Origin of the sequence: Luteibacter sp., assembly GCF_036499525.1 — a bacterium.
Classification (GTDB): Bacteria; Pseudomonadota; Gammaproteobacteria; order Xanthomonadales; family Rhodanobacteraceae; genus Luteibacter.
In genome coordinates this window covers 1-23,342 of record NZ_DASYDO010000042.1, presented here as the reverse complement: position 1 = coordinate 23,342, position 23,342 = coordinate 1, and the positions used below count along the sequence as shown (strand labels likewise).

General features: G+C 64.4%; 19 protein-coding genes and 1 tRNA gene. 19 read left to right on the top strand and 1 reads right to left on the bottom strand.

Annotated features, from left to right (window positions below; genetic code table 11):
- Position 1 precedes the first annotated feature (1 nt).
- The 12 genes from nuoI (at position 2) to VGM71_RS08225 (ending at position 13,117) form a co-directional block, all read left to right on the top strand.
- Positions 2-493: an NADH-quinone oxidoreductase subunit NuoI gene (gene nuoI / locus VGM71_RS08280; protein ID WP_331543894.1), complete on the top strand. Its 492-nt coding sequence runs from the start codon at positions 2-4 to the stop codon at positions 491-493.
- Positions 494-512: 19 nt separating this feature from the next.
- On the top strand, positions 513-1,166 hold the full coding sequence (locus tag VGM71_RS08275) for an NADH-quinone oxidoreductase subunit J (RefSeq protein WP_331543891.1): 654 nt from the start codon (positions 513-515) through the stop codon (positions 1,164-1,166).
- Positions 1,163-1,468 (top strand): NADH-quinone oxidoreductase subunit NuoK, encoded by a 306-nt coding sequence (nuoK, locus tag VGM71_RS08270; protein ID WP_036112219.1) that lies wholly within the window; start codon positions 1,163-1,165, stop codon positions 1,466-1,468. Before VGM71_RS08275 ends, nuoK begins: the two co-directional genes overlap by 4 nt.
- 4 nt (positions 1,469-1,472) lie before the next feature.
- The gene (nuoL, locus tag VGM71_RS08265; RefSeq protein WP_331543882.1) at positions 1,473-3,518 is read left to right on the top strand and encodes an NADH-quinone oxidoreductase subunit L; all 2,046 of its coding nucleotides are present in this window, start codon (positions 1,473-1,475) and stop codon (positions 3,516-3,518) included.
- A 14-nt stretch (positions 3,519-3,532) separates the two neighbouring features.
- On the top strand, positions 3,533-5,044 hold the full coding sequence (locus VGM71_RS08260; RefSeq protein ID WP_331543880.1) for an NADH-quinone oxidoreductase subunit M: 1,512 nt from the start codon (positions 3,533-3,535) through the stop codon (positions 5,042-5,044).
- 13 nt (positions 5,045-5,057) lie between these two features.
- Entirely contained in the window at positions 5,058-6,518 is a 1,461-nt protein-coding gene (gene nuoN / locus VGM71_RS08255; RefSeq protein WP_331543878.1) for an NADH-quinone oxidoreductase subunit NuoN, read from the top strand.
- Between the two features lie 169 nt (positions 6,519-6,687).
- Positions 6,688-6,764, top strand: a tRNA-Met gene (locus VGM71_RS08250).
- Between the two features lie 63 nt (positions 6,765-6,827).
- Positions 6,828-8,309, top strand: coding sequence for a SulP family inorganic anion transporter (locus tag VGM71_RS08245; RefSeq protein ID WP_331543876.1), 1,482 nt, complete (start codon positions 6,828-6,830; stop codon positions 8,307-8,309).
- Between the two features lie 73 nt (positions 8,310-8,382).
- Positions 8,383-8,844, top strand: a complete 462-nt coding sequence (locus VGM71_RS08240) for a YccF domain-containing protein (protein WP_331543874.1) — start codon at positions 8,383-8,385, stop codon at positions 8,842-8,844.
- 281 nt (positions 8,845-9,125) lie between these two features.
- The gene (locus VGM71_RS08235) at positions 9,126-9,611 is read left to right on the top strand and encodes a GyrI-like domain-containing protein (RefSeq protein ID WP_331543872.1); all 486 of its coding nucleotides are present in this window, start codon (positions 9,126-9,128) and stop codon (positions 9,609-9,611) included.
- 339 nt (positions 9,612-9,950) lie between these two features.
- Positions 9,951-12,443: a protease pro-enzyme activation domain-containing protein gene (locus VGM71_RS08230; RefSeq protein WP_331543870.1), complete on the top strand. Its 2,493-nt coding sequence runs from the start codon at positions 9,951-9,953 to the stop codon at positions 12,441-12,443.
- A 143-nt stretch (positions 12,444-12,586) separates the two neighbouring features.
- On the top strand, positions 12,587-13,117 hold the full coding sequence (locus VGM71_RS08225) for a 2'-5' RNA ligase family protein (RefSeq protein WP_331543868.1): 531 nt from the start codon (positions 12,587-12,589) through the stop codon (positions 13,115-13,117).
- A gap of 19 nt (positions 13,118-13,136) precedes the next feature.
- Here the strand turns inward: VGM71_RS08225 and VGM71_RS08220 are convergent, their stop codons facing one another.
- Positions 13,137-13,781 carry a GIY-YIG nuclease family protein gene (locus VGM71_RS08220; protein WP_331543866.1) on the bottom strand — a complete coding sequence of 215 codons (645 nt, stop codon included), beginning with the start codon at positions 13,779-13,781 and terminating at the stop codon, positions 13,137-13,139.
- 306 nt (positions 13,782-14,087) lie between these two features.
- On the opposite strand from VGM71_RS08220, the gene rimP reads away from it, so the two are divergent.
- The 7 genes from rimP (at position 14,088) to pnp (ending at position 23,069) form a co-directional block, all read left to right on the top strand.
- Positions 14,088-14,603, top strand: a complete 516-nt coding sequence (rimP, locus tag VGM71_RS08215) for a ribosome maturation factor RimP (protein ID WP_331543998.1) — start codon at positions 14,088-14,090, stop codon at positions 14,601-14,603.
- 46 nt (positions 14,604-14,649) lie between these two features.
- The gene (gene nusA / locus VGM71_RS08210) at positions 14,650-16,164 is read left to right on the top strand and encodes a transcription termination factor NusA (protein WP_331543864.1); all 1,515 of its coding nucleotides are present in this window, start codon (positions 14,650-14,652) and stop codon (positions 16,162-16,164) included.
- 133 nt (positions 16,165-16,297) lie between these two features.
- Positions 16,298-19,174 carry a translation initiation factor IF-2 gene (gene infB, locus VGM71_RS08205; RefSeq protein WP_331543861.1) on the top strand — a complete coding sequence of 959 codons (2,877 nt, stop codon included), beginning with the start codon at positions 16,298-16,300 and terminating at the stop codon, positions 19,172-19,174.
- Positions 19,175-19,234: 60 nt separating this feature from the next.
- Complete coding sequence (rbfA, locus tag VGM71_RS08200) at positions 19,235-19,603, top strand: 30S ribosome-binding factor RbfA (protein ID WP_331543859.1); 369 nt, start codon at positions 19,235-19,237, stop codon at positions 19,601-19,603.
- The gene (gene truB, locus VGM71_RS08195; RefSeq protein WP_331543857.1) at positions 19,603-20,520 is read left to right on the top strand and encodes a tRNA pseudouridine(55) synthase TruB; all 918 of its coding nucleotides are present in this window, start codon (positions 19,603-19,605) and stop codon (positions 20,518-20,520) included. Before rbfA ends, truB begins: the two co-directional genes overlap by 1 nt.
- A gap of 143 nt (positions 20,521-20,663) precedes the next feature.
- A complete protein-coding gene (rpsO, locus tag VGM71_RS08190; RefSeq protein ID WP_331543855.1) occupies positions 20,664-20,933 on the top strand; it encodes a 30S ribosomal protein S15 in 270 nt (89 codons plus the stop codon).
- Between the two features lie 30 nt (positions 20,934-20,963).
- Positions 20,964-23,069 (top strand): polyribonucleotide nucleotidyltransferase, encoded by a 2,106-nt coding sequence (gene pnp / locus VGM71_RS08185; RefSeq protein ID WP_331543853.1) that lies wholly within the window; start codon positions 20,964-20,966, stop codon positions 23,067-23,069.
- Positions 23,070-23,342 lie beyond the last annotated feature (273 nt).

Genomic DNA, 23,342 nt, shown 5'->3' with positions numbered 1-23,342 from the left:
CATGACCCGCGTTACCCATTACTTCAAGAGCCTGCTGCTCATCGAGCTGTTCCAGGGCATGGCGCTGACCATGCGCTACATGTTCAAGCCGAAGTACACGATGCGCTACCCGATGGAGCACATCCCCAAGTCGAACCGCTTCCGCGGACTGCATGCCCTTCGCCGTTATGCCAACGGTGAGGAACGCTGCATTGCGTGCAAGCTGTGCGAGGCGGTGTGTCCGGCACTGGCGATCACGATCGATTCGGCCCCGCGCGCGGAGGACGGCCAGCGCCGTACCACGCGCTACGACATCGACCTGTTCAAGTGCATCTTCTGCGGTTTCTGCGAAGAAAGCTGCCCGGTCGACTCGATCGTGGAGACGCACGTGCACGAGTACCACTTCGAGCATCGTGGCGAGAACGTGGTGACGAAGGCCCAGCTGCTGGCCATCGGCGACCGTTTCGAGCAGGACATCGCCGACGCCCGCGCTCAGGACGCGGCGTACCGCTGAGCGCCCGGAGACCCATGCGATGAATACCGACCTGCTCCAACTCATCTGTTTCTACTTCTTCGGCGCCGTGGCCGTCCTCGGCGGCCTGATGGTCATCACCGTGAAGAACTCGGTCCATGCCGTGCTCTCGCTGGTGCTGACCTTCTTCAGCATGGCCTGCGTCTGGCTGCTGGCCGAAGCCGAATTCCTCGCCATTGCCCTGGTGGTCGTCTACGTGGGCGCCGTGATGGTGCTGTTCCTCTTCGTGGTGATGATGCTCGACATCAAGCAGGAGGCGGTCCGCGAGGGCTTCATCCGCTACCTGCCGGTGGGCATCATCGTCGCGGTGGTCATGCTGGCCGAAATGCTGGCGATGATCGGCGTGAAGGCCATGCACGCGCACACCCTCGGTCCGAACCCCGCCGGTGACTCCAACGTCGCGTGGCTGGGCCAGGCGCTCTACACCGAGTTCCTGCTGCCGTTCGAGATCGCCGCGCTGATCCTCACCGTGGGCATCGTGGCCGCGGTGGCCCTGACCCTGCGCCAGCGCCTGGGCTCGCGCCACCAGTCCGCGGCACAGCAGGTGGCCGTGAATGCCGCCGACCGCGTCCGCGTCGTGAAGGTTGCCGTCGAGCAGCCGGCGTCGGTGAAGCCGGCTCCGGTCGCCGTGCCCCCGCAGGAGAACGCCCCGTGATCACGCTTTCCCATTACATCGTCCTCGGCGCGATCCTGTTCTGCATCGCTGTCGCCGGCCTGTTCATCAACCGCAAGAACGTGATCGTGCTGCTCATGGCGATCGAGCTGATGCTGCTTGCGGTGAACACCAACTTCGTGGCCTTCTCGCGCTTCTTCGGCGACGTGGGCGGCCAGGTGTTCGTGTTCTTCATCCTCACCGTGGCCGCGGCGGAATCCGCCATCGGCCTGGCGATCCTGGTCCTGCTGTTCCGTAACCGCAGCACGATCAATGTCGCCGAAATCGACAGCATGAAGGGTTGATCCGATGAGTCTCTCGCTTTCAATCCTGCTGACGATCGCGCTCGCACCGCTCGTGGGGGCGATCCTTGCCGGCCTGTTCGGCAAGCTGATCGGCCGGGCAGGGGCGCACACCGCGACCATCCTCGGCGTGGCGATCTCCTGCGGCCTGTCGTTCTACGTGCTGTACCAGCTGGTCTGGGGCAGTGCGCAGAACTTCAACCAGGATGTCTACACCTGGTTCCAGATCGGCCACTTCCACGCCTCGGTAGGCTTCATGGTCGACCGCCTCACCGCCATGATGATGGTGGTGGTCACCTTCGTGTCGCTGCTGGTGCACCTGTACACCATCGGCTACATGGCGGACGACCCGGGCTACCAGCGCTTCTTCAGCTACATCTCGCTGTTCACCTTCTCGATGTTGATGCTCGTCATGAGCAACAACTTCATGCAGCTGTTCTTCGGCTGGGAAGCGGTGGGCCTCGTGTCGTACCTGCTGATCGGCTTCTGGTACAAGCGCCCCACGGCGATCTTCGCCAACCTCAAGGCCTTCCTGGTCAACCGCGTGGGCGACTTCGGTTTCCTGCTAGGCATCTCGGCGATCCTGTATTTCCTGGGCACGCTGGACTACCAGACGGCCTTCGACCACGCCCCCGACCTGATCGGCAAGACCCTGCAGATCACGCAGAACCATGCGTGGGACGCCGCCACGGTGATCGGCGTGCTGCTGTTCATCGGTGCCATGGGCAAGTCGGCCCAGGTGCCGCTGCACGTGTGGCTGCCCGATTCGATGGAAGGTCCGACGCCCATCTCGGCGCTGATCCATGCGGCCACGATGGTGACCGCGGGTATCTTCATGGTCGCCCGCATGTCGCCGCTGTTCGAACTGACTGATGCCGCGCTGTCGTTCGTCCTCGTGATCGGCTCGACCACGGCGCTGTTCACCGGCCTGATCGGCATCGTCCAGAACGACATCAAGCGCGTCATCGCGTACTCGACGCTTTCACAGCTCGGCTACATGACCGTCGCGCTCGGCGTATCCGCCTATAGCGGCGCCGTGTTCCACCTGATGACCCACGCCTTCTTCAAGGCGCTTCTGTTCCTCGGCGCGGGTTCGGTCATCATCGGCATGCACCACGAGCAGGACATGCGCTACATGGGCGGCCTGCGCAAGTACATGCCGATCACCTGGATCACGATGTGGATCGGTTCGCTGGCCCTGGCCGGTACGCCGTTCTTCGCGGGCTTCTACTCGAAGGACGCCATCATCGAGGCTGTCGGCGAGTCGCATCGCTGGGGCGCCGGTTACGCGTACTTCTGCGTGCTGGGCGGTGTGTTCGTCACGTCGCTTTATAGCTTCCGCCTGCTTTACATGACCTTCCACGGGAAGGAGCGCTTCACGGTGGAGCACAAGGCGCACGGCCATGGCCACGATGCACACGACGACCATCACGACGACGACCACGGCCACGGTAAGCCGGGCGTGCTCGAGCATGCGCCGCACGAATCGCCCTGGGTGGTGACCGTGCCGCTGGTCCTGCTGGCGATCCCGTCGCTCCTCATCGGCTTCTTCACCGTCGGCCCGATGCTTTACGGCAACTGGTTCGGCAAGGCCATCCACGTGAACGAGGCCAACGACGTGCTGGGCGAGCTCGCCCACGAGTTCCACGGCGCGCTCGCCATGGGCCTGCACGGCTTCGCCGCCGCGCCGTTCTGGCTGGCCCTCGCGGGTTTCGCCGTGGCCACCTATGTGTACCTGTTCAATCCGTCGATCGCCGATAAGGCGAAGAACGCGCTGAAGCCGGTGTACCAACTGCTCGACCGCAAGTACTGGATCGATGAACTCTACTTCGCTGTGTTCGCGAAGGGTGGCGTGAAGCTGGGCGAAGGCCTGTCGAAGGTGGGCGATGCCGCCATCATCGACGGCGCCATCGTCAACGGTTCCGCCAGCCTGGTACAGCGCATCGCCAGCGGCACCCGCCGCCTGCAATCCGGATTCCTCTTCCACTACGCGTTCGCCATGATCCTCGGTCTTATCCTGCTCCTCGGCGGGTACTGGCTGATCGGGCAATAAGGGAAACGAGCTCTATGTCGAATCACTTGCTCAGCCTGCTGATCTGGCTCCCGGTCGTCGGCGCCATCCCGGTGCTGCTCGCCGGCACCAGCCGGCCCGGCCTTGCCCGATGGATCTCGCTGCTGGTCGCGGTCGCCACCTTCGCCGCCAGTCTGGCCCTCCTGCCTGCGTACGACGCCAGCACGGGCACGCTCCAGCTCACCGAATCGATGAGCTGGATCCCGTCCCTCGGCATCAACTACTCGCTGGCCGTCGACGGCATCTCGATCGCCCTGATCATCCTCACGACCCTCGTCCAGATCCTGGTGATCGTGGGCGCATGGGAAATCATCCAGAACAAGCCGCACCAGTACATGGCCGCGATGCTGATTCTGGAAGGCATGATGATCGGTGTGTTCTGCGCCACGGACGCGTTGCTGTTCTACGTGTTCTTCGAGGCCATGCTGATCCCGATGTTCGTCCTCATCGGTATCTGGGGTGGTCCGCGCCGCGTCTATGCCACGCTGAAGTTCTTCATCTACACGTTCTTCGGCTCGATCTTCATGTTGATCGGTCTGATTTACCTGTACCACAAGACGGGCGGCAGCTTCGCCATCGCCGACATGGCCAGCGTCCACCTGACGCTTACCGAGCAAAGCTGGCTGTTCTTCGCCTTCCTGCTGGGCTTCGCGATCAAGGTGCCGATGGTGCCGGTGCACACCTGGTTGCCCGACGCCCACGTGGAAGCACCCACCGGCGGTTCGGTGGTGCTGGCGGCGGTGATGCTGAAGATCGGCGGCTACGGTTTCCTGCGCTTCAGCCTGCCCATCACACCGGATGCCTCGCACCAGTTCGCCTGGCTGGTGATCGTGCTAAGCCTCATCGCGGTCTGCTACATCGGTTATATCGCGCTGGTGCAGCAGGACATGAAGAAGCTGGTGGCCTATTCGTCGATCGCCCACATGGGCTTCGTCACGATGGGTATCTTCATCGGCTTCCTGCTGGTTCGCGAATCGAACAACCCGGATGCCGCACGCCTGGGCATGCAGGGTGCGATGGTGCAGATGATTTCGCACGGCTTCATCTCCGGCGCGATGTTTACCTGCATCGGCGTGCTCTACGACCGCATGCATACGCGCCAGATCAAGGACTACGGCGGCGTCATCAACGTCATGCCGATCTTCGCGCCGTTCTTCGTGCTGTTCGCCATGGCCAACAGCGGCCTGCCGGGCACCAGTGGCTTCGTCGGCGAGTTCATGGTCATCCTGGCCTCGTTCAGTGCCAACCCGTGGATCGCGCTATTCGGCGCCTTCACCCTGGTCATCGGCGCCGCCTACACGTTGTGGATGGTGAAGCGTGTGCTCTGGGGCGACATCAAGAATAAGCACGTGGCGGAACTGACGGACGTCAACGGTCGCGAGATCTTCGTGCTGGGCGCCTTCGCGGCCGGCGTGCTGGTCCTCGGTATCTGGCCGGAGCCGCTGGTCCACCTGATGGATGCGTCGGTTGCTCGGATCGTCGAGCAGCTGGCCATCACCAAAGTCTGAGCAGGAACTATCCATGCCGAGTATCAACGACATCCTGATCCTGCTCCCCGAGGTTTACCTCGTGCTGGCAGCTTGCGTGCTGCTCCTTCTGGATGCGTACCTGAAGCCGGCCCAGAAGGGCACCGTTCACTGGCTTTCCATCCTGGTGGTGCTGGTCGGCGCCTACCTCGTCGTCAGCGGCCAGCCGCCCAGCACGGTCACAGCCTTCAGCGGCATGTTCGTCCGCGACGGCGTGGCCGAGGTGCTGAAGCTGTTCTCACTGCTTATCATGGCGGTGATCTTCGTCTACGCGCGTCCTTACCTTAAGGAGCGGGCGATCCCCTTCGGCGAGTTCTACACGCTGTCGATCTTCGCCACCGTGGGCCTCATGTTCCTGGTCTCGGCCGGCAGCCTGGTCACGGTGTACCTGGGCCTCGAGCTGCTCACGCTGTCCTCGTACGCACTGGTCGCCTTGAACCGCGATTCGCAGCTCTCCTCGGAAGCGGCGATCAAGTACTTCGTGCTGGGTGCGCTGGCCTCGGGCATGCTGCTGTACGGCATGTCGATGATCTACGGCGCCACCCACAGCCTCGACCTGCACACGATCCACGCCGCCATCGTCGGTGCGGAATGGAAGACCCTGCTGCTGTTCGGCCTGGTCTTCATGATCGTCGGCATCGGTTTCAAGCTGGGCGCTGCGCCGTTTCACATGTGGATCCCGGACGTCTACCAAGGCTCGCCGACCGCCGTCACCATCTTCATCGGTTCGGCGCAGAAGCTGGCTGCTTTCGGCATGGCGTATCGGCTGCTGTCCACCGGCATGGGCGATATCGCCGGTGGCGCGACGGGCCTGGCGCCGCAGTGGCAGATGATGCTGGCGGTGCTGGCGGTGCTCTCCCTGGCCATCGGCAACCTCGTGGCCATCGTGCAGTCGAACCTGAAGCGCCTGCTGGCTTATTCGACCATCTCGCACATGGGCTACCTGCTGGTGGGCCTGGTGAACGCGGGTCCAGAGGGCTATTCGGCCTCGATGTTCTACGCGGTGAGCTACGCGATCACCAGCGCCGCAGCTTTCGGCATGATCCTGGTGCTGTCGCGCTCGGGCTTCGAATGCGAAGAGATCGAAGATCTGCGTGGTCTGAATCAGCGTTCGCCGTGGTTCGCTTTCATGATGCTGCTGGTGATGTTCTCGCTGGCCGGCGTGCCGCCGCTGTTCGGTTTCTTCGGCAAGCTGCTGGTGCTGAAGGCGGCCATCGACGCGGGCATGCTGTGGCTGGCCATCGTGGGCGCCGTGTTCGCCATCATCGGTCTGTACTACTACCTGCGCGTGGTGAAGGTGATGTACTTCGACGCGCCGGTGGAAGGCAAGGACGTCCGCGCCACCGCCGATGCCCCGGCCCGCTGGGTACTGTCGATCAACGCGCTTGCGCTGCTGGTGCTGGGCTTTACGTGGGCGCCGCTGCTGGCCTGGTGCCAGCGCGCTTTCGCGGTGTAGGAGCGCGCCCTGCGCGCGTTGATCTTTATTGTGAAGAGCTAAAGGCCCTGTGGCTCATCGCCCCAAAAGATGTCGCGCGCAGGGCGCGCTCCTACGGAAATTTTTTCACATGATCGTAAGAAAAGTACTTGCAAGAATCCGGCCACATCCATATACTTACTGACTCTGATGCGGGGTGGAGCAGTCTGGCAGCTCGTCGGGCTCATAACCCGAAGGTCGTAGGTTCGAATCCTACCCCCGCTACCAGTTTTTCAAAGGCGCAAACCTCACGGTTTGCGCCTTTCTTTTTTTTGCGGGGGAATCATGGCAATGTCATCGCGCCTGGGCCGTGAGTGGTTCGGCAATATTCGTGGCGACGTGCTTTCCGGGCTCGTCGTCGCCCTCGCACTGATTCCCGAGGCGATCGCGTTCTCGATCATCGCCGGCGTGGATCCGAAGGTAGGCCTCTACGCGTCGTTTTCCATGGCGGTGACTATCGCCTTCTTCGGGGGCCGTCCAGCCATGATTTCGGCGGCCACGGGTGCGATGGCCTTGCTGATGGTGGGCATGGTCAAGGAGCACGGGTTGCAATACCTGTTCCTGACGACGATCGCGACGGGTATGTTCCAGTTGCTGATCGGTGCGTTGAAGCTGGGCTCGCTGATGCGCTTCGTGTCGCGTTCGGTGGTGACCGGCTTCGTCAATGCCCTGGCCATTCTGATCTTCATGGCGCAACTGCCCGAGCTGATCGGCGTTTCCTGGATGGTCTATCCGATGACCGCCGCCGGCCTTGCCATCATCTATCTGTTTCCCTATGTGACGCGCGCTGTGCCCGCGCCGCTGGTGTCGATCATCGTCCTGACCATCGTCGCGGTGGTATTCCATATGGACATCCATCGCGTAGGTGACATGGGTGCCTTGCCGGATTCGCTGCCGCACTTCCTCATCCCGGACGTGCCCTGGACGTGGGAGACGGCGAAAATCGTGCTTCCCACCGCCGCCACGTTGTCGGTGGTGGGTCTGCTGGAATCGATGATGACGCTGCAGATCGTCAACGACATGACCGACACCCGCGCCGACAAGAATCGTGAGTGCATGGGCCAGGGCGTGGCGAACATCGCCACTGGCTTCATCGGCGGCATGGCGGGTTGCGCGATGATCGGCCAGTCGGTGATCAACGTGAAATCCGGTGGTCGCGGCAGACTGTCGACCTTCATTGCCGGTACCGTGCTGCTCATCCTCGTGGTGTTCGGCGCGCCGTGGGTCGGCAAGATCCCGATGGCGGCCCTGGTGGCGGTGATGATCATGGTGTCGTTGAGCACCTTCAACTGGCGTTCCATCCGGAATCTCAGGACGCATCCGACCGTGTCGAGCGTGGTGATGCTGGGCACGGTGACGGTCACGGTGGCAACGCATGATCTTGCCAAGGGCGTGATCACGGGCGTGCTCCTTTCCGCCGTGTTCTTCGCCCGGAAGGTCGGCAAGTCGCTGGACGTGGACAGCTCGGTCAGCGAGGACGGAGCGGTGCGCACCTATACGATCAGCGGGCAGGTGTTTTTCGCGTCGTCGGAAGCGTTCGCCGAACTCTTCGATTTCATCGAGGACGACATCGAGGCGGTGCACATCGACGTGACAGCCGCGCACTTCTGGGACCTCACGGCCGTGGGCGCGCTGGACAAGGTGGTGTTCAAGTTCCGCAAGGCCGGCAAGCGGGTCGAGGTGCTCGGTTTGAACGAGGCCAGTGCCACCCTGGTGGACAGGCTGGGGACGCATCGCCGCGGCGGTGCAGATGCGCCGGCCGGAGCTCACTGAGCTAGGTCTACCGGCACTGGTTCCCCCCAGGGGCTGGCATTACGGTCGCCATAAGTCCACAAGGAGTAGCGGTATGCGAACGATCATGAACGTGCTGTGGTTCGTCTTCGGCGGCTTGATGATGGGGCTGGGCTGGTGGCTGGCGGGGCTGGTCGCGATGATCACCATCGTCGGCATTCCCTGGGCACGCTCCTGCTTCGTCATCGGCACGTTCGCCTTCTTCCCGTTCGGCAAGGAGGCCGTCGATCGCGAGCAGCTTTCCGGCCGGGGTGACATCGGCACCAGCGTGTTCGGCACGCTGGGCAACATCATCTGGTTCGTCTTCGCCGGCATCTGGCTCGCGATCGGCCACGTCTGCTCCGCCATCGCCTGCTTCGTGACGATCATCGGCATTCCCTTCGGCATCCAGCACCTCAAGCTGGCCGGCATCGCCCTCGCACCCATCGGCAAGACCGTGGTCAGCTGCGACGTGGCTGCGGCCTCGCGCCGGTTCAGCGCCGATGCGGCGGTGCAGCGGATGCGCGGAGTCGCCTGACCTTCCTCCCGCGCCACAAACGTGTTGATGGCCTCCGCCCCCGCATAGGCGAGGACGGAGGCATCCGTCGAGCTACTGCACGATATCCGCCGCGACGTGATACACGCGCCCGCCCCAACCGTCGTTGGGGAAGGTATCCGAGACCTTGCGGCCACGATGGCGGCACATAGAGCGTTTGTTGGGGGCCGACCTTCCAGGCGGCGATGTCATCGGTGATACCTGGTCAAAGGTGCTCGCGCTACGCTTATCACCAGGCCAATCGCATCGATAAGGAGCTCCACATGCCCGCAGGACATCAGCACGACGACGTACGGATCGTCGATTTCCCCGAAACCGTCGTTGCATGCCTTTCGCATGTGGGACCGCCCGAGCACATCGGCGAGACCATCCGGCGCTTCATCGCCTGGCGGCGTGCCAACGGTCTGCCGCCGTCGAAAAACGCCACCTGGAACATCCTCTACGGCGACCCCGAAACGACCCCGCCCGACAGCTTCCGGCTGGACCTATGCGTGTCCTGCGTCGACGTGGCACCGAACGACGAGGGCGTGGTTCCCGGGCGTTTGCCGGGGGGGCGCTGTGCCGTGCTTCGCCATGCCGGCTCCGACGCCCTCCTGGGCGACGCCATCCGCTTTCTCTACAGCGAGTGGCTGACGGTTAGCGGCGAGGTGCCGGGCGACGTGCCATTGTTCCTCCGCCGGGTCGCTTTCTCCCCTGACGTCCCGGAGCATGAGGCAGTGACCGATATCTATCTTCCGCTCATGCAATAAATTGCGAATAGGTCGGCCCTGACGAATCGGCCCTTAGTGACTCCAAATCAGCTGCTGCCGATTCTGCATCGTCTTATTTTGCGTGCCACGTCACGGACTTCCGTTTCTTCCCCGGCCGTTCGAACTTCCCGAAAGCCTCGCGAAAGATGGCGGGGCCATTGCTCAAGCGACAGGGGAGCAAGGGGCGGGAAGGGTGGGGTAGCGCAATTTCCTGCGAAAAGACATGCGGCCGGTGGATCCACCGGCCGGCGGGGATGGTGACGCTCGATCCAGAACGCCTGCAGTGTCAGGGCTTCCGCCTTGGCGGAAGCAATCTACGGGCTAATGGAAGGATCAATCATGAAGATCGATGCTTTTGCTTCTGGGATCTCTCGCAAGACAGTAATGACGGCGGCGATCGCGCTGGCGATGTCCACCCTTTCCGTGCATGCGGAAGACGCCTGGGTGTCCACGCGCACGCAGGCCGCGATGTTACCCGTCGCCGGTACGCAACCCCTCGCCGCCGCGTCCACCACGGGCACGCCGGTAGCCCCGGGCTACGCGCTGAACATGACCGGCTCCCCGCATATCGATGGCGCGGCCGTCACGGCGATGGCGGCCGACAAGCCGTTGCACATCTCGGTCAGCCTCAAGCTGCGCAATCCCGACCAGCTCCAGTCGTTCCTTGCCGACGTGACCACGCCGGGCAATCCGCTGCACGGCAAGTTCCTCACGCCCGGCCAGTTCAAGGCGCGTTTCGCGCCTACGCAGGCGCAAGTGGATGCGGTGGTGGCACACCTGCAGCAGGCGGGCTTCAACCATATCGAAGTAGCTCCCAATAACCTGCTGGTCTCGGCGGACGGCAACGTCGGTGCCGCGACCAACGGTTTCCATACCTCGATCAAGCGTTTCACCGCGAATGGTCGCGAGTACTTCGCGAACGATACGCCAGCCCTCGTGCCTGCCGCGCTCGGCGATTCCGTGCTGTCGGTGCTTGGCTTGCAGAACGTGTCGGTGAAGCGTCCACTCAACCACGTGTACAAGCCCGCGGACGTCACCGTGCCGGGCTCGTCCATGACCACGCAGGCCGCCACCGCGGTCACATCGCATCACCCGCAGGACTTCGCCCCGATCTACGGCGCCAGCGGCGTGCCGACCGCAAGCAACACGACGGTTGCCGTCATCGCCTGGGGTTCGATCACGCAGACCGTGACCGATCTCAACAGCTTCACGGCCAGCGCTGGCCTGCCCACGGTGAACTCCACGATCACCAAGGTCGGCAGCGGCACATTCGCGAACGATCCCGATTCGAACGTCGAGTGGTCGCTGGACAGCCAGGATATCGTGGGCATCGCGGGCGGCGTGCAGCACCTGATCTTCTACACGTCAGCCAACGGCAACTCGAGTTCCGGCGGCATCACCAACGCGGGCATCACCGCCACCTTCAATCGCGCGGTGACCGACAACCAGGCGAAGCTGATCAACGTCTCGCTCGGCGAAGACGAAACCGCCGCGGAGCAGTCCGGCACGCAGGCGGCAGACGACGCGATCTTCCAGCAGGCCGTCGCACAAGGCCAGACCTTCTCGGTGGCTTCCGGCGATGCCGGTGTCTACCAGTGGTCGACCGATCCGCAAACCGGTTCGCCCGGCTATGTCGCCAACTCCGCCGGTACCGTGAAGATCGACCTCAACCACTATTCGGTCAGCGAACCGGCGAGTTCGCCCTATGTGATCCAGGTCGGCGGCACGACGCTTTCCACCAGCGGCAGCAGCTGGACCGGCGAAACGGTGTGGAACGAAGGACTCTCGGCCGTTTCTCCGCCCACCTACAACAACCAGCGCCTCTGGGCCACCGGCGGCGGCACGAGCCTGTACGAGACCGCTCCGTCGTGGCAGACATCGGTCAGGAGTTCGACCAGGCGCGTGGGCCCGGATGTCTCCTTCGACGCCGCGTCGTCGTCCGGTGCGCTCATCGTCGCGAACGGTTCGACCTATCAGGTGGGTGGCACCAGCCTTGCTTCGCCGCTGTTCGTGGGGGCGTTCGCGCGCATCGAATCGGCGGCGAACAACGCCATCGGTTTTCCGGCCTCGAAGTTCTTCCAGGACTTCCCGGCCCACGCCTCGCTGCTGCACGACGTGACCTCAGGCAACAACGGTTACCAGAACCATGGGTATACAGCGTCGAGCGGCTTCGACGAAGCCACTGGCTTCGGCAGCTTCAACATCGGGGCGCTGAACACCTACGCCCAGGCGAACTGGGTAAGCGGCGGTGGCGGCACCAACACACCGCCGGCAGCGAACTTCAGTTCCACCACCAGCGGCCTGACCGCCAGCTTCACGGACAACTCCACGGACAGCGACGGCAGCATCGTCTCGCATTCCTGGAGCTTCGGTGACAGTGGCACGTCCACCGCCACTAACCCGAGCCACACCTACGCATCCGCCGGTAGTTACACGGTGAGCGAAACGGTAACTGACAACGACGGTGGCACCAACACCAAGTCCTCGACGGTGACGGTGAGTTCGGGTGGAGGTGGCGGCAACGTGTTGCAGAACGGCGTGGCGGTGACCGGGCTCTCGGCGCCCCATAACGGTCAGCTCAATTACACGGTCGCGGTTCCGTCCGGTGCACACAACCTGAAAATCGCGATATCAGGTGGCAGCGGCGACGCGGACCTGTATGTGAGGCTTGGCGCGGCCCCGACGTTATCGACCTTCGACTGCCGTCCGTACGTCACGGGCAACACGGAAAGCTGCACGGCCACCGCGCCAACGCCGGGTACGTATTACGTGATGCTCAATGCGTACGCCGCATTCTCCGGCGTGACGTTGAAGGCAACCTGGACCAACTGAGGTAGATCCACCGGAAGGGCGCCGGCGAGGGTCGGCGCCCTTTCATAGGATGGCGTGAAGTGTCCGGCCGGCATCCCGGCCAGGCCAGGCCTGCCCACTTGCCAGCGACGGCTGCCCAAGGATGCGCGCCACGGTATAAGCTCATGAGCATGAGCCGCACCCTGCTGGCACTCATGGTCCCCGAGGCCGAACCTCTGGTCGGCGATCTGCGCGCGCGCCTCGATCCCGCCGCGAAGCTGGGCCTCGGCGCGCACATAACCCTGGTCTACCCCTTCCTCGACAGCGAACGCATCACCCATGCCGTCGCGGACCGGCTGCGGACCGTGGCCGCGGCGCGGCAGCCGCTGGCATTCCACCTGGATGCGGTGCGCATGTTTCCGTCGACGGTGTGGCTCGCTCCCTCGCCCGCGGCCGCGATCGGATCGCTCGCGGCGGCGTTGCAACTGGCGTTCCCCGAGCGCCCGCGTCGCGACCGAGAGTTTCCTGACTACGTGCCCCATGTGTCCGTCGCCAGGGAAGTGCGCCGCGACCGTGGCGCCATCGCGGCCACGCTCGAGGAGCGGCTGCACGCCAGTGGCCCGGTGCCTTGCATGGTGCGGCATGTGCATGTCATGGAGCGCGCGCCGGAAGGCTGGCAGACGCGGCTGGTCGTGGAACTGGGTGGCCCATCGTAGGAGCGTGCAGGGCGCGCTCCTACGGTCGCTCGGCGTCCTGGAACAGGCGGCGATGCTCGCCGTGTTCGTACCACTGGCTGACGGACGCCGGCACGTGCGCGTGCACGTCGATGCCGGCGGCTTCGAACATCGCCCAGGTGTCGAGCAACGCGCGGGCCAGGCGAGCCGCGTCTGGATCGCCGGGTGCGTTGTTCCGGCCCCAGTCGAGGGTGTCCACGATGCGCAGGGACCAGTCGTGGAGCAGGTCGGCGCGGGTGATGAGGTGTTCACGGAGCCATGGCCGCAGGCCCTCTTGCAGGGGCAGGGCCTCGTCCCCGGCGATGCGTCTCAGTAAGCTGGCGACTTCGGCGTAGGCACCGCGGTACAACTCGGTATGGCCTCCGGCGGCTGCCCGGACCACCAGCGGGGCCATGGCATGGTGTTCCGTGAAACTCTCGATCAACCGCCGTTCGATCCGCCGGGCCGCCGCCACCCGCTCCGCATCCACCAGCAGGCCCCGGTCGAGGTCGAAGAATTCGTAAAACCGGCGGTGCAGGGTGCTGAACCGGGTGAACGGATCGCGCGAGAAGCCCAGCTTCAGGAGGTCTTCGTCCCGGCACGGCACCACGTATACGAAGGCCCGGCCTCGGGTTGCGAATCGGGGGTAGGGAACCTCTTCCGTCATGCGGACAGTATTCGCCTCGAACTTGCATGAAGCTACAAATTTACGATAGAATCCGTGAATCTTAAGCGGCGTTCGTGACGGCCAAGGCCTGTGGCGACCACCACTTCAGGAACTTTCTTTTTACAAGAAAGCCTCCTTGTGAGGCTTTTTTGTTGGGCGCACGGAGGTGCCCTGCGACACAACTGTGAGCGCCGTCAAGGCATCGCGTGGGCGCTGGAGGAGAGTGTCGGGATACATCGGCGACGAAAGGAATGGGCCGTTCGCGCCCTTTTTTTGTTTCTGGCGACCAGAAAAACCGCAGGTAACGTGGATACCAACGCACTTTCACAGCGATTCACCGACATCTTGGCCGATCTGGGCCTCGACGTGCTGGGCATCGAGTTCCTCCCGTCCGGCGGGCAAAGCACCTTGCGCGTCTACCTCGACGTGTCTGGCGGCGAGCGCGAGGTCACGGTCGAAGACTGCGAGGCCGCGAGCCGCGAGTTCTCGGCCTTCCTGGACGTTGAAGATCCGATCCCCGGCAACTATGTACTGGAAGTTTCCTCTCCCGGCATCGACCGCCCCCTGTTCACGGCGCAGCAGTTCGCGCGTGTGAACGGCCAGGAGGTCAAGGTGCTGCTGAAGGCCCCGATCGAGGGTCGCAGGCGACTCAAGGGCAACGTCGTTGAAGTAAACGGCGAGCACATTGTGGTTGAGGGCGAGGCCGGCAGATTCGAATTCGAGCATGCGGACGTCGAAAGCGCCCGCGTGGTTCCCGACTGGGTGGCCCTCGGCTATGCGCCGCAGCCGAAGCCCACGCCGGGCGGCAAGAAATCCAAATAACGTAACCATGGGATGCCGCGAGGCATCCTCACGGGAGTAGCGGCAGATGAGCAAAGAACTTTTGCTGGTAGTCGACGCGGTAGCCAACGAGAAGGGCGTGCCGCGCGAAGTCATTTTCGACGCCATGGAAGCGGCGCTGGCCTCGGCCGCTAAGAAGCGCTACCCCGATGAAGATCCAGACATCCGGGTCGAGATCGACCGCAACAGCGGCGATTACGAAACCTTCCGTCGCTGGGAGATCATCGCCGACGATGGCGAGATGGAGGATCCGTCCTTCCAGATCCGCCTGATGGACGCCCAGGACGAAGCGGGCGAAGACGAGGTTGCCGAGGTCGGTGGCTGGATCGAACACCAGATCGAGAACGCCGAGTTTGGCCGCATCGCCGCGCAGGCCGCGAAGCAGGTCATCGTGCAGCGCGTGCGCGAAGCCGAGCGCCAGCAGGTGGTCGACGCTTTCCGCGATCGCGTGGGCGAACTGGTCACCGGTATCGTCAAGCGCGTGGAGCGCGGCAACGTCTACCTCGACCTGGGCAGCAATGCCGAGGCGTTCATTCCGCGCGACAAGACGATTCCACGCGAATCGGCCCGCGTGGGCGATCGCGTGCGCGGCTACCTCTATGAGGTGAAGTCGGAAGTCCGCGGTCCGCAGTTGTTCGTGTCGCGCAGCGCGCCGGAATTCATGATCGAGCTGTTCAAGCTCGAGGTGCCGGAAGTCGGCCAGGGCCTGGTGGAGATCAAGGGCTGTGCCCGCGATCCGGGCGACCGCGCCAAGATCGCCGTGGTGGCACACGACAGCCGCACCGATCCCATCGGCGCGTGCATCGGCATGCGCGGTTCGCGCGTGCAGGCCGTGTCAAACGAACTCAACGGCGAGCGCGTCGACATCATCCTGTGGCACGAGAACCAGGCCCAGTACGTCATCAATGCGATGGCGCCGGCCGAAGTCCAGTCGATCATCATGGATGAAGAGAAGCACTCGATGGACATCGCGGTTGCCGAGGACAAACTGTCCCAGGCCATCGGCCGCGGTGGCCAGAACGTGCGCCTCGCCAGCAAGCTCACCGGCTGGCAGCTCAACGTGATGACGCAGGACCAGGTCACGGCGAAGTCCGAGGCCGAGCAGCAGGCGGCGCTCAACCTGTTCATGGAACGCCTGGAAGTCGACCAGGAAATCGCGAGCATCCTCGTCCAGGAGGGTTTCTCCTCCGTCGAGGAAATCGCGTACGTGCCCAGCGCCGAGCTGCTGGCGGTCGAAGGCTTCGACGAGGACATCGTCGAGGAACTTCGCGCCCGTGCCCGCGACTCACTGCTCACCGAGGCCCTTGCGGTCGAGGAAGGCATCGACGAAAACGGCCCTTCCGCCGAATTGCTCGAGATGGAAGGCATGGACGAACCCACCGCCTTCGCGCTCGCCGAGCGCAACGTGAAGACGCTCGACGACCTGGGCGACCTTGCCGTCGACGAGTTGATCGATATCGAAGGCATGACCGAGGAGCGCGCATCGCAGCTGATCATGGCTGCGCGAGCTCCGATGATCGCCCGATTGGAGAAGGGCGGCTAAGCGCGAGTCCGGAAGCGCCCTGGAGGGGCGCCCCGAGGGAAACCGCGAGGTTTCCCGCCAAGGATGGAGGCAGCCGTACGGGTCATCGACGGCACGTAAGGTTACGCGCGGGAACGGCGGAGAATAAAGAACGATGTCGGACGTCACTATCAAACAACTGGCCCAGGTCCTGGAGATGCCAGTCGAGAAGCTCCTCGGGCAGCTCGACCAGGCCGGGATGAAATTCAACAATGCGGATCAGGTCATCAGCAGCACCGAAAAGGTGAAGCTGCTCGGTTTCCTGCGCCGCACGCACGGCAAGAACGAAGCCGCCCCCGAAGCGGACGACGCGGCCCCGCGCCAGATCACCTTGAAGCGCCGCACCGTCGGCGAGTTGAAGGTGAACTCAGGCAGCGGCCGTGGCGCCGGTCCGGCCAAGACGGTGAACGTCGAGGTCCGTGCGAAGCGCACCTACGTCAAGCGCAGCGCGATCGCTGAAGATGCCTCGCACGACCCCGACCGTGAGGACGCCGCGCGCAAGCTGGCCGAATCGCAGGCACAGCGCGAGCACGAGGAAACCCAGCGCCAGGAGGAGGCCGAGCGCCGCCGTCAGGCCGAGGAGGCCCGTCAGCACGCCGAGGCCGAAGCCCGCCGCCAGGAAGAGGTCGCCGTTGAGGCGCGCCGCCAGGCGGAAGAGGCAGCGGCCGAGCATGCCCGCGCCGCGGAATCCCGTGCCGAGACGCCGGTGGCTGCTGTCGAAACCGAAACCCAACCCCAGGCACCGGTCCAGGCCGCGGGCGACGATGGCATCGGCCACCAGACGGCGAAGCTCGATAACCGTTCGCTCGGCATGATCCTGCCGCGCATCCACGAGCCGCGTAAGCGCGAGCGCGTGGTGTCCAAGCCCGTTCCGCCTCCGGCTCCGGCCCCCGCGCCAGCGCCTGCACCGGTGGCTTCCACGCCGTCGGCGCGTCCGGCCGCTCCGTCCGCCGCGCGTCCGGCGCCGTCGTCCACGCCGTCGTCGAACGACTCCCGTGGTGCGGCGCGTCCGAAGCACGGCGGTGGTGGCGGTTCCGGCGGCGGCCGTGGTAACGATCGCGACGCGGGTGGCAAGCGCTTCGCCGCCGGCGAGATGCACCTGTCCGACGCCGACCGCGCGCGCCGCTCCAGCAGCAACCGCCGCGGCGGCAAGGTCAGGGGTCGCTCCGAGGCGCCGCGTGGCGCCGCATCGTCCGGTCCGCACGGCTTCACGCGTCCCACCGCCGCGGTCGTACGCGACGTGGTGATCGGCGACAACAACCTCGTCACCGAGCTGGCCCAGAAGATGGCCGTGAAGGGTGCCGAGGTGGTGAAGGCGCTGTTCAAGATGGGCGTCATGGCCACGATCAACCAGACCATCGATCACGACACCGCCGCTCTCGTCGTGGAGGAACTGGGCCACAACCCGGTTCGCGCCACCGAGAACGATGCGGAAGCCGCGCTGGCCTCGCACACCCAGAGCGTGGAGCTCGAAGGCGAGAAGGTCACGCGTCCGCCGGTCGTCACGATCATGGGTCACGTCGACCACGGCAAGACCTCGCTGCTCGATTACATCCGCCGCACCAAGGTCGCTTCGGGCGAAGCGGGTGGCATCACGCAGCACATCGGCGCGTACCACGTCGAGACCAGCCGCGGCGTGATCACCTTCCTCGATACGCCGGGCCATGCCGCGTTCACGTCGATGCGTGCCCGCGGTGCGCAGTCCACGGATATCGTGGTGCTGGTGGTTGCCGCCGACGACGGCGTCATGCCGCAGACGGTCGAAGCCGTGAAGCACGCGCGCGCCGCCAAGGTGCCGCTGATCGTCGCGCTCAACAAGATGGACAAGGCCGACGCCAATCCAGACCACGTGAAGCAGGGTCTCGGTAACCTCGAGGTCATTCCGGAAGAGTGGGGCGGCGACACGCCATTCATCCCGCTTTCGGCGAAGACCGGCGATGGCGTGGACGCTCTGCTCGACGCGATCTCCATCCAGGCCGAAATCATGGAGCTCAAGGCAGTGGCCGATGGCCGCGCCTCGGGTGTCGTGATCGAATCCAGTCTCGATCGCGGTCGTGGTCCGGTGGCTACGGTGCTGGTCCAGCAGGGCACGTTGAAGAAGGGCGACTTCGTCGTCTGCGGCGTCGAATATGGCCGCATGCGCGCGCTCGTCGACGAAACCGGCAAGCAGGTCAACGAAGCCGGCCCCTCGATTCCGGTGCAGGTGCTGGGTCTGTCCGGCGTGCCGGAATCGGGTGACGACTTCGTCGCCGTGAAGGACGAGCGCCTGGCTCGCGAAGTGGCTGCGGAGCGTCTGCTCAAGCGTCGCGAAACCCGCCTTGTCAGCAAGTCGAACCGTCTGGAAGACATCATGGCCCAGATGGGTCAGGGCCAAGGCCAGCAGACCCTCAACATCCTGGTCAAGGCCGATGTGCAGGGTTCGGTGGAAGCGCTGCGCGATTCGCTCACCCAGATCGGCAACGACCTGGTGAAGGTCAACGTGATCTCGTCCGGCGTGGGCGGCATCACCGAGTCGGAAGCCACGCTGGCGGCGGCCTCGAAGGCGCTGATCATCGGCTTCAACGTCCGTGCCGACGCCTCGGCGCGCAAGGTGATCGACACCAACGGCCTCGACGTCCGTTATTTCTCGATCATCTACGACGTCATCGACCAGGTGAAGCAGGCCGCTTCGGGCCTTCTCGGCGTGGAGATTCGCGAGGAAATCATCGGTATCGCACAGGTGCGCGACGTGTTCCGCTCGTCGAAGTTCGGGGCGGTCGCGGGCTGCATGGTCACCGAGGGCTTCGTCAAGCGCTCCAAGCCGATCCGAGTGCTGCGCGATAACGTGGTGGTGTTCCAGGGCGAACTGGAATCGCTGCGCCGCTTCAAGGAACTCGTGGACGAAGTCCGCAACGGCATGGAATGCGGTATCGCCGTGAAGCAGTACAACGACGTGAAGGTCGGCGACCAGATCGAGTGCTTTGAGCGCATCGAAGTCCCCCGCACGCTCTGACAGGAAGCAACGCGCCTCCCCGGTTCGCTGGGGAGGCTTTATTCGTTTCAGGAGGCAGATATGCCGTCCCGTGATTTCAAGCGCACCGACCGCGTGTCCGCCGAACTCCGCCGCGAGATCGGCCTCCTCGTGCACGCTGCCGTGCGCGACCATGCCCTGCCGTCGGTGAGCGTGTCCGACGTGGAAACCACCAAGGACCTGGACTGGGCCACCGTGTGGGTCACCGCGCTGATGCCCGAGCAGTCCGCGATAGCGATGAAGGCGCTCAAGGAACTCGCGCCCGAGTTCCGCCACAGCCTCTCGCGCTCGATGCGTCTGCGCCGAGTGCCTGAGCTGCGCTTCAAGTACGACGAATCGGTGGACCAGGGCGAACGCATCGAGCGCCTTCTGCGCGACAATCCCGTCCCGCCGGCCGATGCCGGGGACTGATGGGCGGCCGGACCTTCCGTGACATCCACGGCATCCTCCTGCTCGACAAGCCGCTGGGCCTGAGTTCCAACCAGGCTCTGCAGGCAGCGCGGCGCCTGGTGGGCGCGGCCAAGGGTGGCCATACCGGCAGCCTCGATCCGCTCGCGACGGGCCTGCTGCCACTCTGCTTCGGCGAGGCGACCAAGCTTGCCGGCTGGCTGCTTGGTTCGCGCAAGGCCTATGAGGCCGAGGTGAAGCTTGGCGTGACCACCACGACGGCCGACCTCGAGGGCGAGGTGGTCGAAACGCGCGCCGTACCGACGCTGGACAACGTCACGCTGGAAGTGGCCCTGGCACCCTTGCGTGGCCACATCGTGCAAATTCCGCCAGTCTATTCGGCGATCAAACAGGACGGCGTACCCCTTTACGTGAAGGCGCGCCGGGGCGAGGTCGTGGACGTGCCTGCCCGGGAGGTCGACGTCTATCGGCTCGACGTGATCGGGCGCAGCGGCGACACGATCCGCCTGCACGTCGAGTGCGGCTCCGGCACCTATGTGCGCAGCCTTGCTGTCGACCTCGGCGAGAACCTGGGCTGCGGCGCTCACCTGACCGGCCTGCGCCGGCTCTGGGTCGAACCCTTCCTGGCGCCTGCCATGATCACCCTCGATCAGCTGCGCGATGCCGCCGAGACCGGCCCGGACCCGTTGGACGCCTGCCTGCTGCCCGTGGAAGCGGGCCTGGCGCATATTCCCCGGGTGGATCTCGATCCCGGGCAGACCCGGGTGCTGGGATTCGGCCAGCCGGTGCCGCTGGGGCAGGGCGCGAACCCGGGCCGTTGCTGCGTTCACGGCGCCGACGGGCGTCTGCTGGCCCTGGGTGAGGTCGATGGAGAGGGCACGCTCAGGGTGCTCCGGGGATTCAATCTGCCGCCCGTCTGAACGGGCTTGTTGCCACTACGCGCAGGACGTTACAATTACGTGCTCGTTTAACAGCTTTCATCATAAAGCGAGGCTTGCGCAACTTCACCGGTAGCCGTTGAGGTTGCGCAAGTCTCGCATCCGCTTTTAAGGAATCGATACACATGTCGCTCACCGTCGAACAGACCAGCCAGATCATCAAAGACTACGGTCGCAAGGAAAACGACACCGGCTCGACCGAAGTCCAGGTCGCCCTGCTGTCCGCCAACATCACCGCGCTGCAGGACCATTTCCAGGCGCACAAGCAGGATCATCACTCGCGTCGCGGCCTGCTGAAGATGGTCAACAAGCGCAAGACGCTGCTGGCCTATCTCAAGAAGAGCGATCTCGGTCGCTATCAGACCCTGATCGAACGCCTCGGCCTGCGCCGCTAAATCACCGGAACAGGACGAGGAGAGATCGAAGTGGCGAAAGTAACCAAGTCATTCCAGTACGGTACTCACGAGGTCACACTGGAGACGGGCGAAATCGCCCGGCAGGCCTCCGGTGCGGTCATGGTCAGCATGGGCGGCACCGTCGTCCTGGTCACGGTCGTCGCAGCCCCCAAGGCGCGCGAAGGCCAGGACTTCTTCCCGCTCACGGTCGACTACATGGAGAAGTTCTACTCCGCGGGTCGCATCCCCGGTGGCTTCTTCAAGCGCGAAGGCCGCCCGACGGAGAAGGAGACGCTCACCTCCCGCCTCATCGATCGTCCGCTCCGTCCGCTGTTCCCGGAAGAGTTCCGCAACGAGATCCAGGTCATCGCACAGGTCGTGTCGCTGAACCCGGACGTCGACGGTGACATCCCGGCGCTCATCGGCGCCTCGGCCGCGATGACGCTCGCCGGCGTGCCCTTCAAGGGCCCGATCGGCGCGGCCCGCGTCGGTTATGCCAACGGCCAGTACATCCTGAACCCGACAGCTACCCAGCTGAAGACCTCCGACCTCGACCTCGTCGTGGCTGGCACGTCCAGCGCGGTGATGATGGTCGAGTCGGAAGCGAAGCTGCTCAGCGAAGACGTCATGCTCGGCGCGGTGGTCTTTGGCCACCAGCAGATGCAGGCTGCCATCGACACGATCAACGCCTTCGTCGCCGAAGCCGGCGCCAAGACGTTCAAGTGGGAAGCCCCGGTCACCAAGACGGCACTGTACGACGCGGTCAAGGCCGCCGTCGGCACCCGTTTCGCCGAAGCCTTCCAGATCCGCGACAAGCTGGCTCGCCGCGACGTCATCTCCGCGCTGAAGACCGAGGTCAAGACGGCCATCGCCGCGCAGGCCGAAGCCAATGCCTGGACCGATGGCGACATCGGCGTCGCCTTCGGTGAAGTGGAATACCGCACCCTGCGCGACGGCGTGCTCAGCACGAAGGTCCGCATCGACGGTCGCCAGCTCGACGATGTCCGCCCGATCTCGATGCGCGTCGGCGTCCTGCCGCGCACGCACGGCTCGGCGCTGTTCACCCGCGGCGAAACGCAGGCGCTGGTCGTCGCCACGCTGGGTACCACCCGCGACTCGCAGATCATCGACGCGCCGGAAGGCGAGTGGAAGGACACGTTCCTCTTCCATTACAACTTCCCTCCGTTCTCGGTGGGCGAAACCGGCCGTGTCGGCAGCCCGAAGCGTCGCGAAATCGGCCACGGCCGCCTCGCCAAGCGCGGCGTGCAGGCCGTCAAGCCCACGATCGAAGAGTTCCCGTACGTGGTCCGCGTCGTCTCGGAAATCACCGAGTCGAACGGTTCGTCGTCGATGGCGTCGGTCTGCGGCTCGTCGCTCGCGATGATGGACGCGGGCGTGCCTCTCAAGGCAGCCGTGGCCGGTATCGCCATGGGCCTGGTCAAGGAAGGCAACGACTTCGTCGTGCTCTCCGACATCCTGGGTGACGAAGACCACCTCGGCGACATGGACTTCAAGGTGGCCGGTACCGCCGATGGCGTGTCCGCGCTGCAGATGGACATCAAGGTCGACGGCATCACCGAAGAAATCATGCGCACGGCGCTGGCCCAGGCCAAGCGTGGTCGCCTGCATATCCTCGGCGAAATGGCCAAGTGCATCACTGAAGCCCGCTCGGAAATGAGCGAGTTCGCGCCGCGCCTGCTCACGATCAAGATCCACCCGGACAAGATCCGCGAAGTGATCGGCAAGGGTGGCGCCACCATCCGCTCGATCACGGAAGAGACCGGCACCACGATCGACATCACCGACGACGGCAACGTGGTCATCGCCTCGGTCAACCGCGAAGCCGCCGAAGCCGCGCGCAAGCGCATCGAGCAGATCGTCTCGGACGTCGAGCCGGGCCGCATCTACGAGGGCAAGGTTGCCAAGCTGATGGACTTCGGCGCGTTCGTCACGATCATGCCGGGCAAGGACGGCCTCGTGCACGTCTCGCAGATTTCCAGCGAGCGCGTCGAGAAGGTGTCCGACAAGCTGAAGGAAGGCGACATCGTGAAGGTCAAGGTCCTGGAGGTCGACAAGCAGGGCCGCATCCGCCTGTCGATGAAGGCCGTTACCGAAGAAGAAAGCGCCGCTAGCTAAGTCCTTAGCTCACGCGTCCGAAGAGCCCGGCATCGCGAGATGCCGGGTTTTTTTTTGGTTCTTCACGGAAGTCCGGGGACGCTGCATGGATACATCGGTTCATTCGCCAGGCGAATGCATGTTTCCAGCGGTTCGGACGGTGAGGCGCAGAGCCTTCGGTGCCCACCCTCGCTGCTCAGACAGGTCCTCCGCGTTCGATAGGGAGGGCCGCTTGCGCGGCCCGTGTGCTCATATGGCCTCCGGCCGCTCTCTTGTGCGGAACTCGCCTCGAGG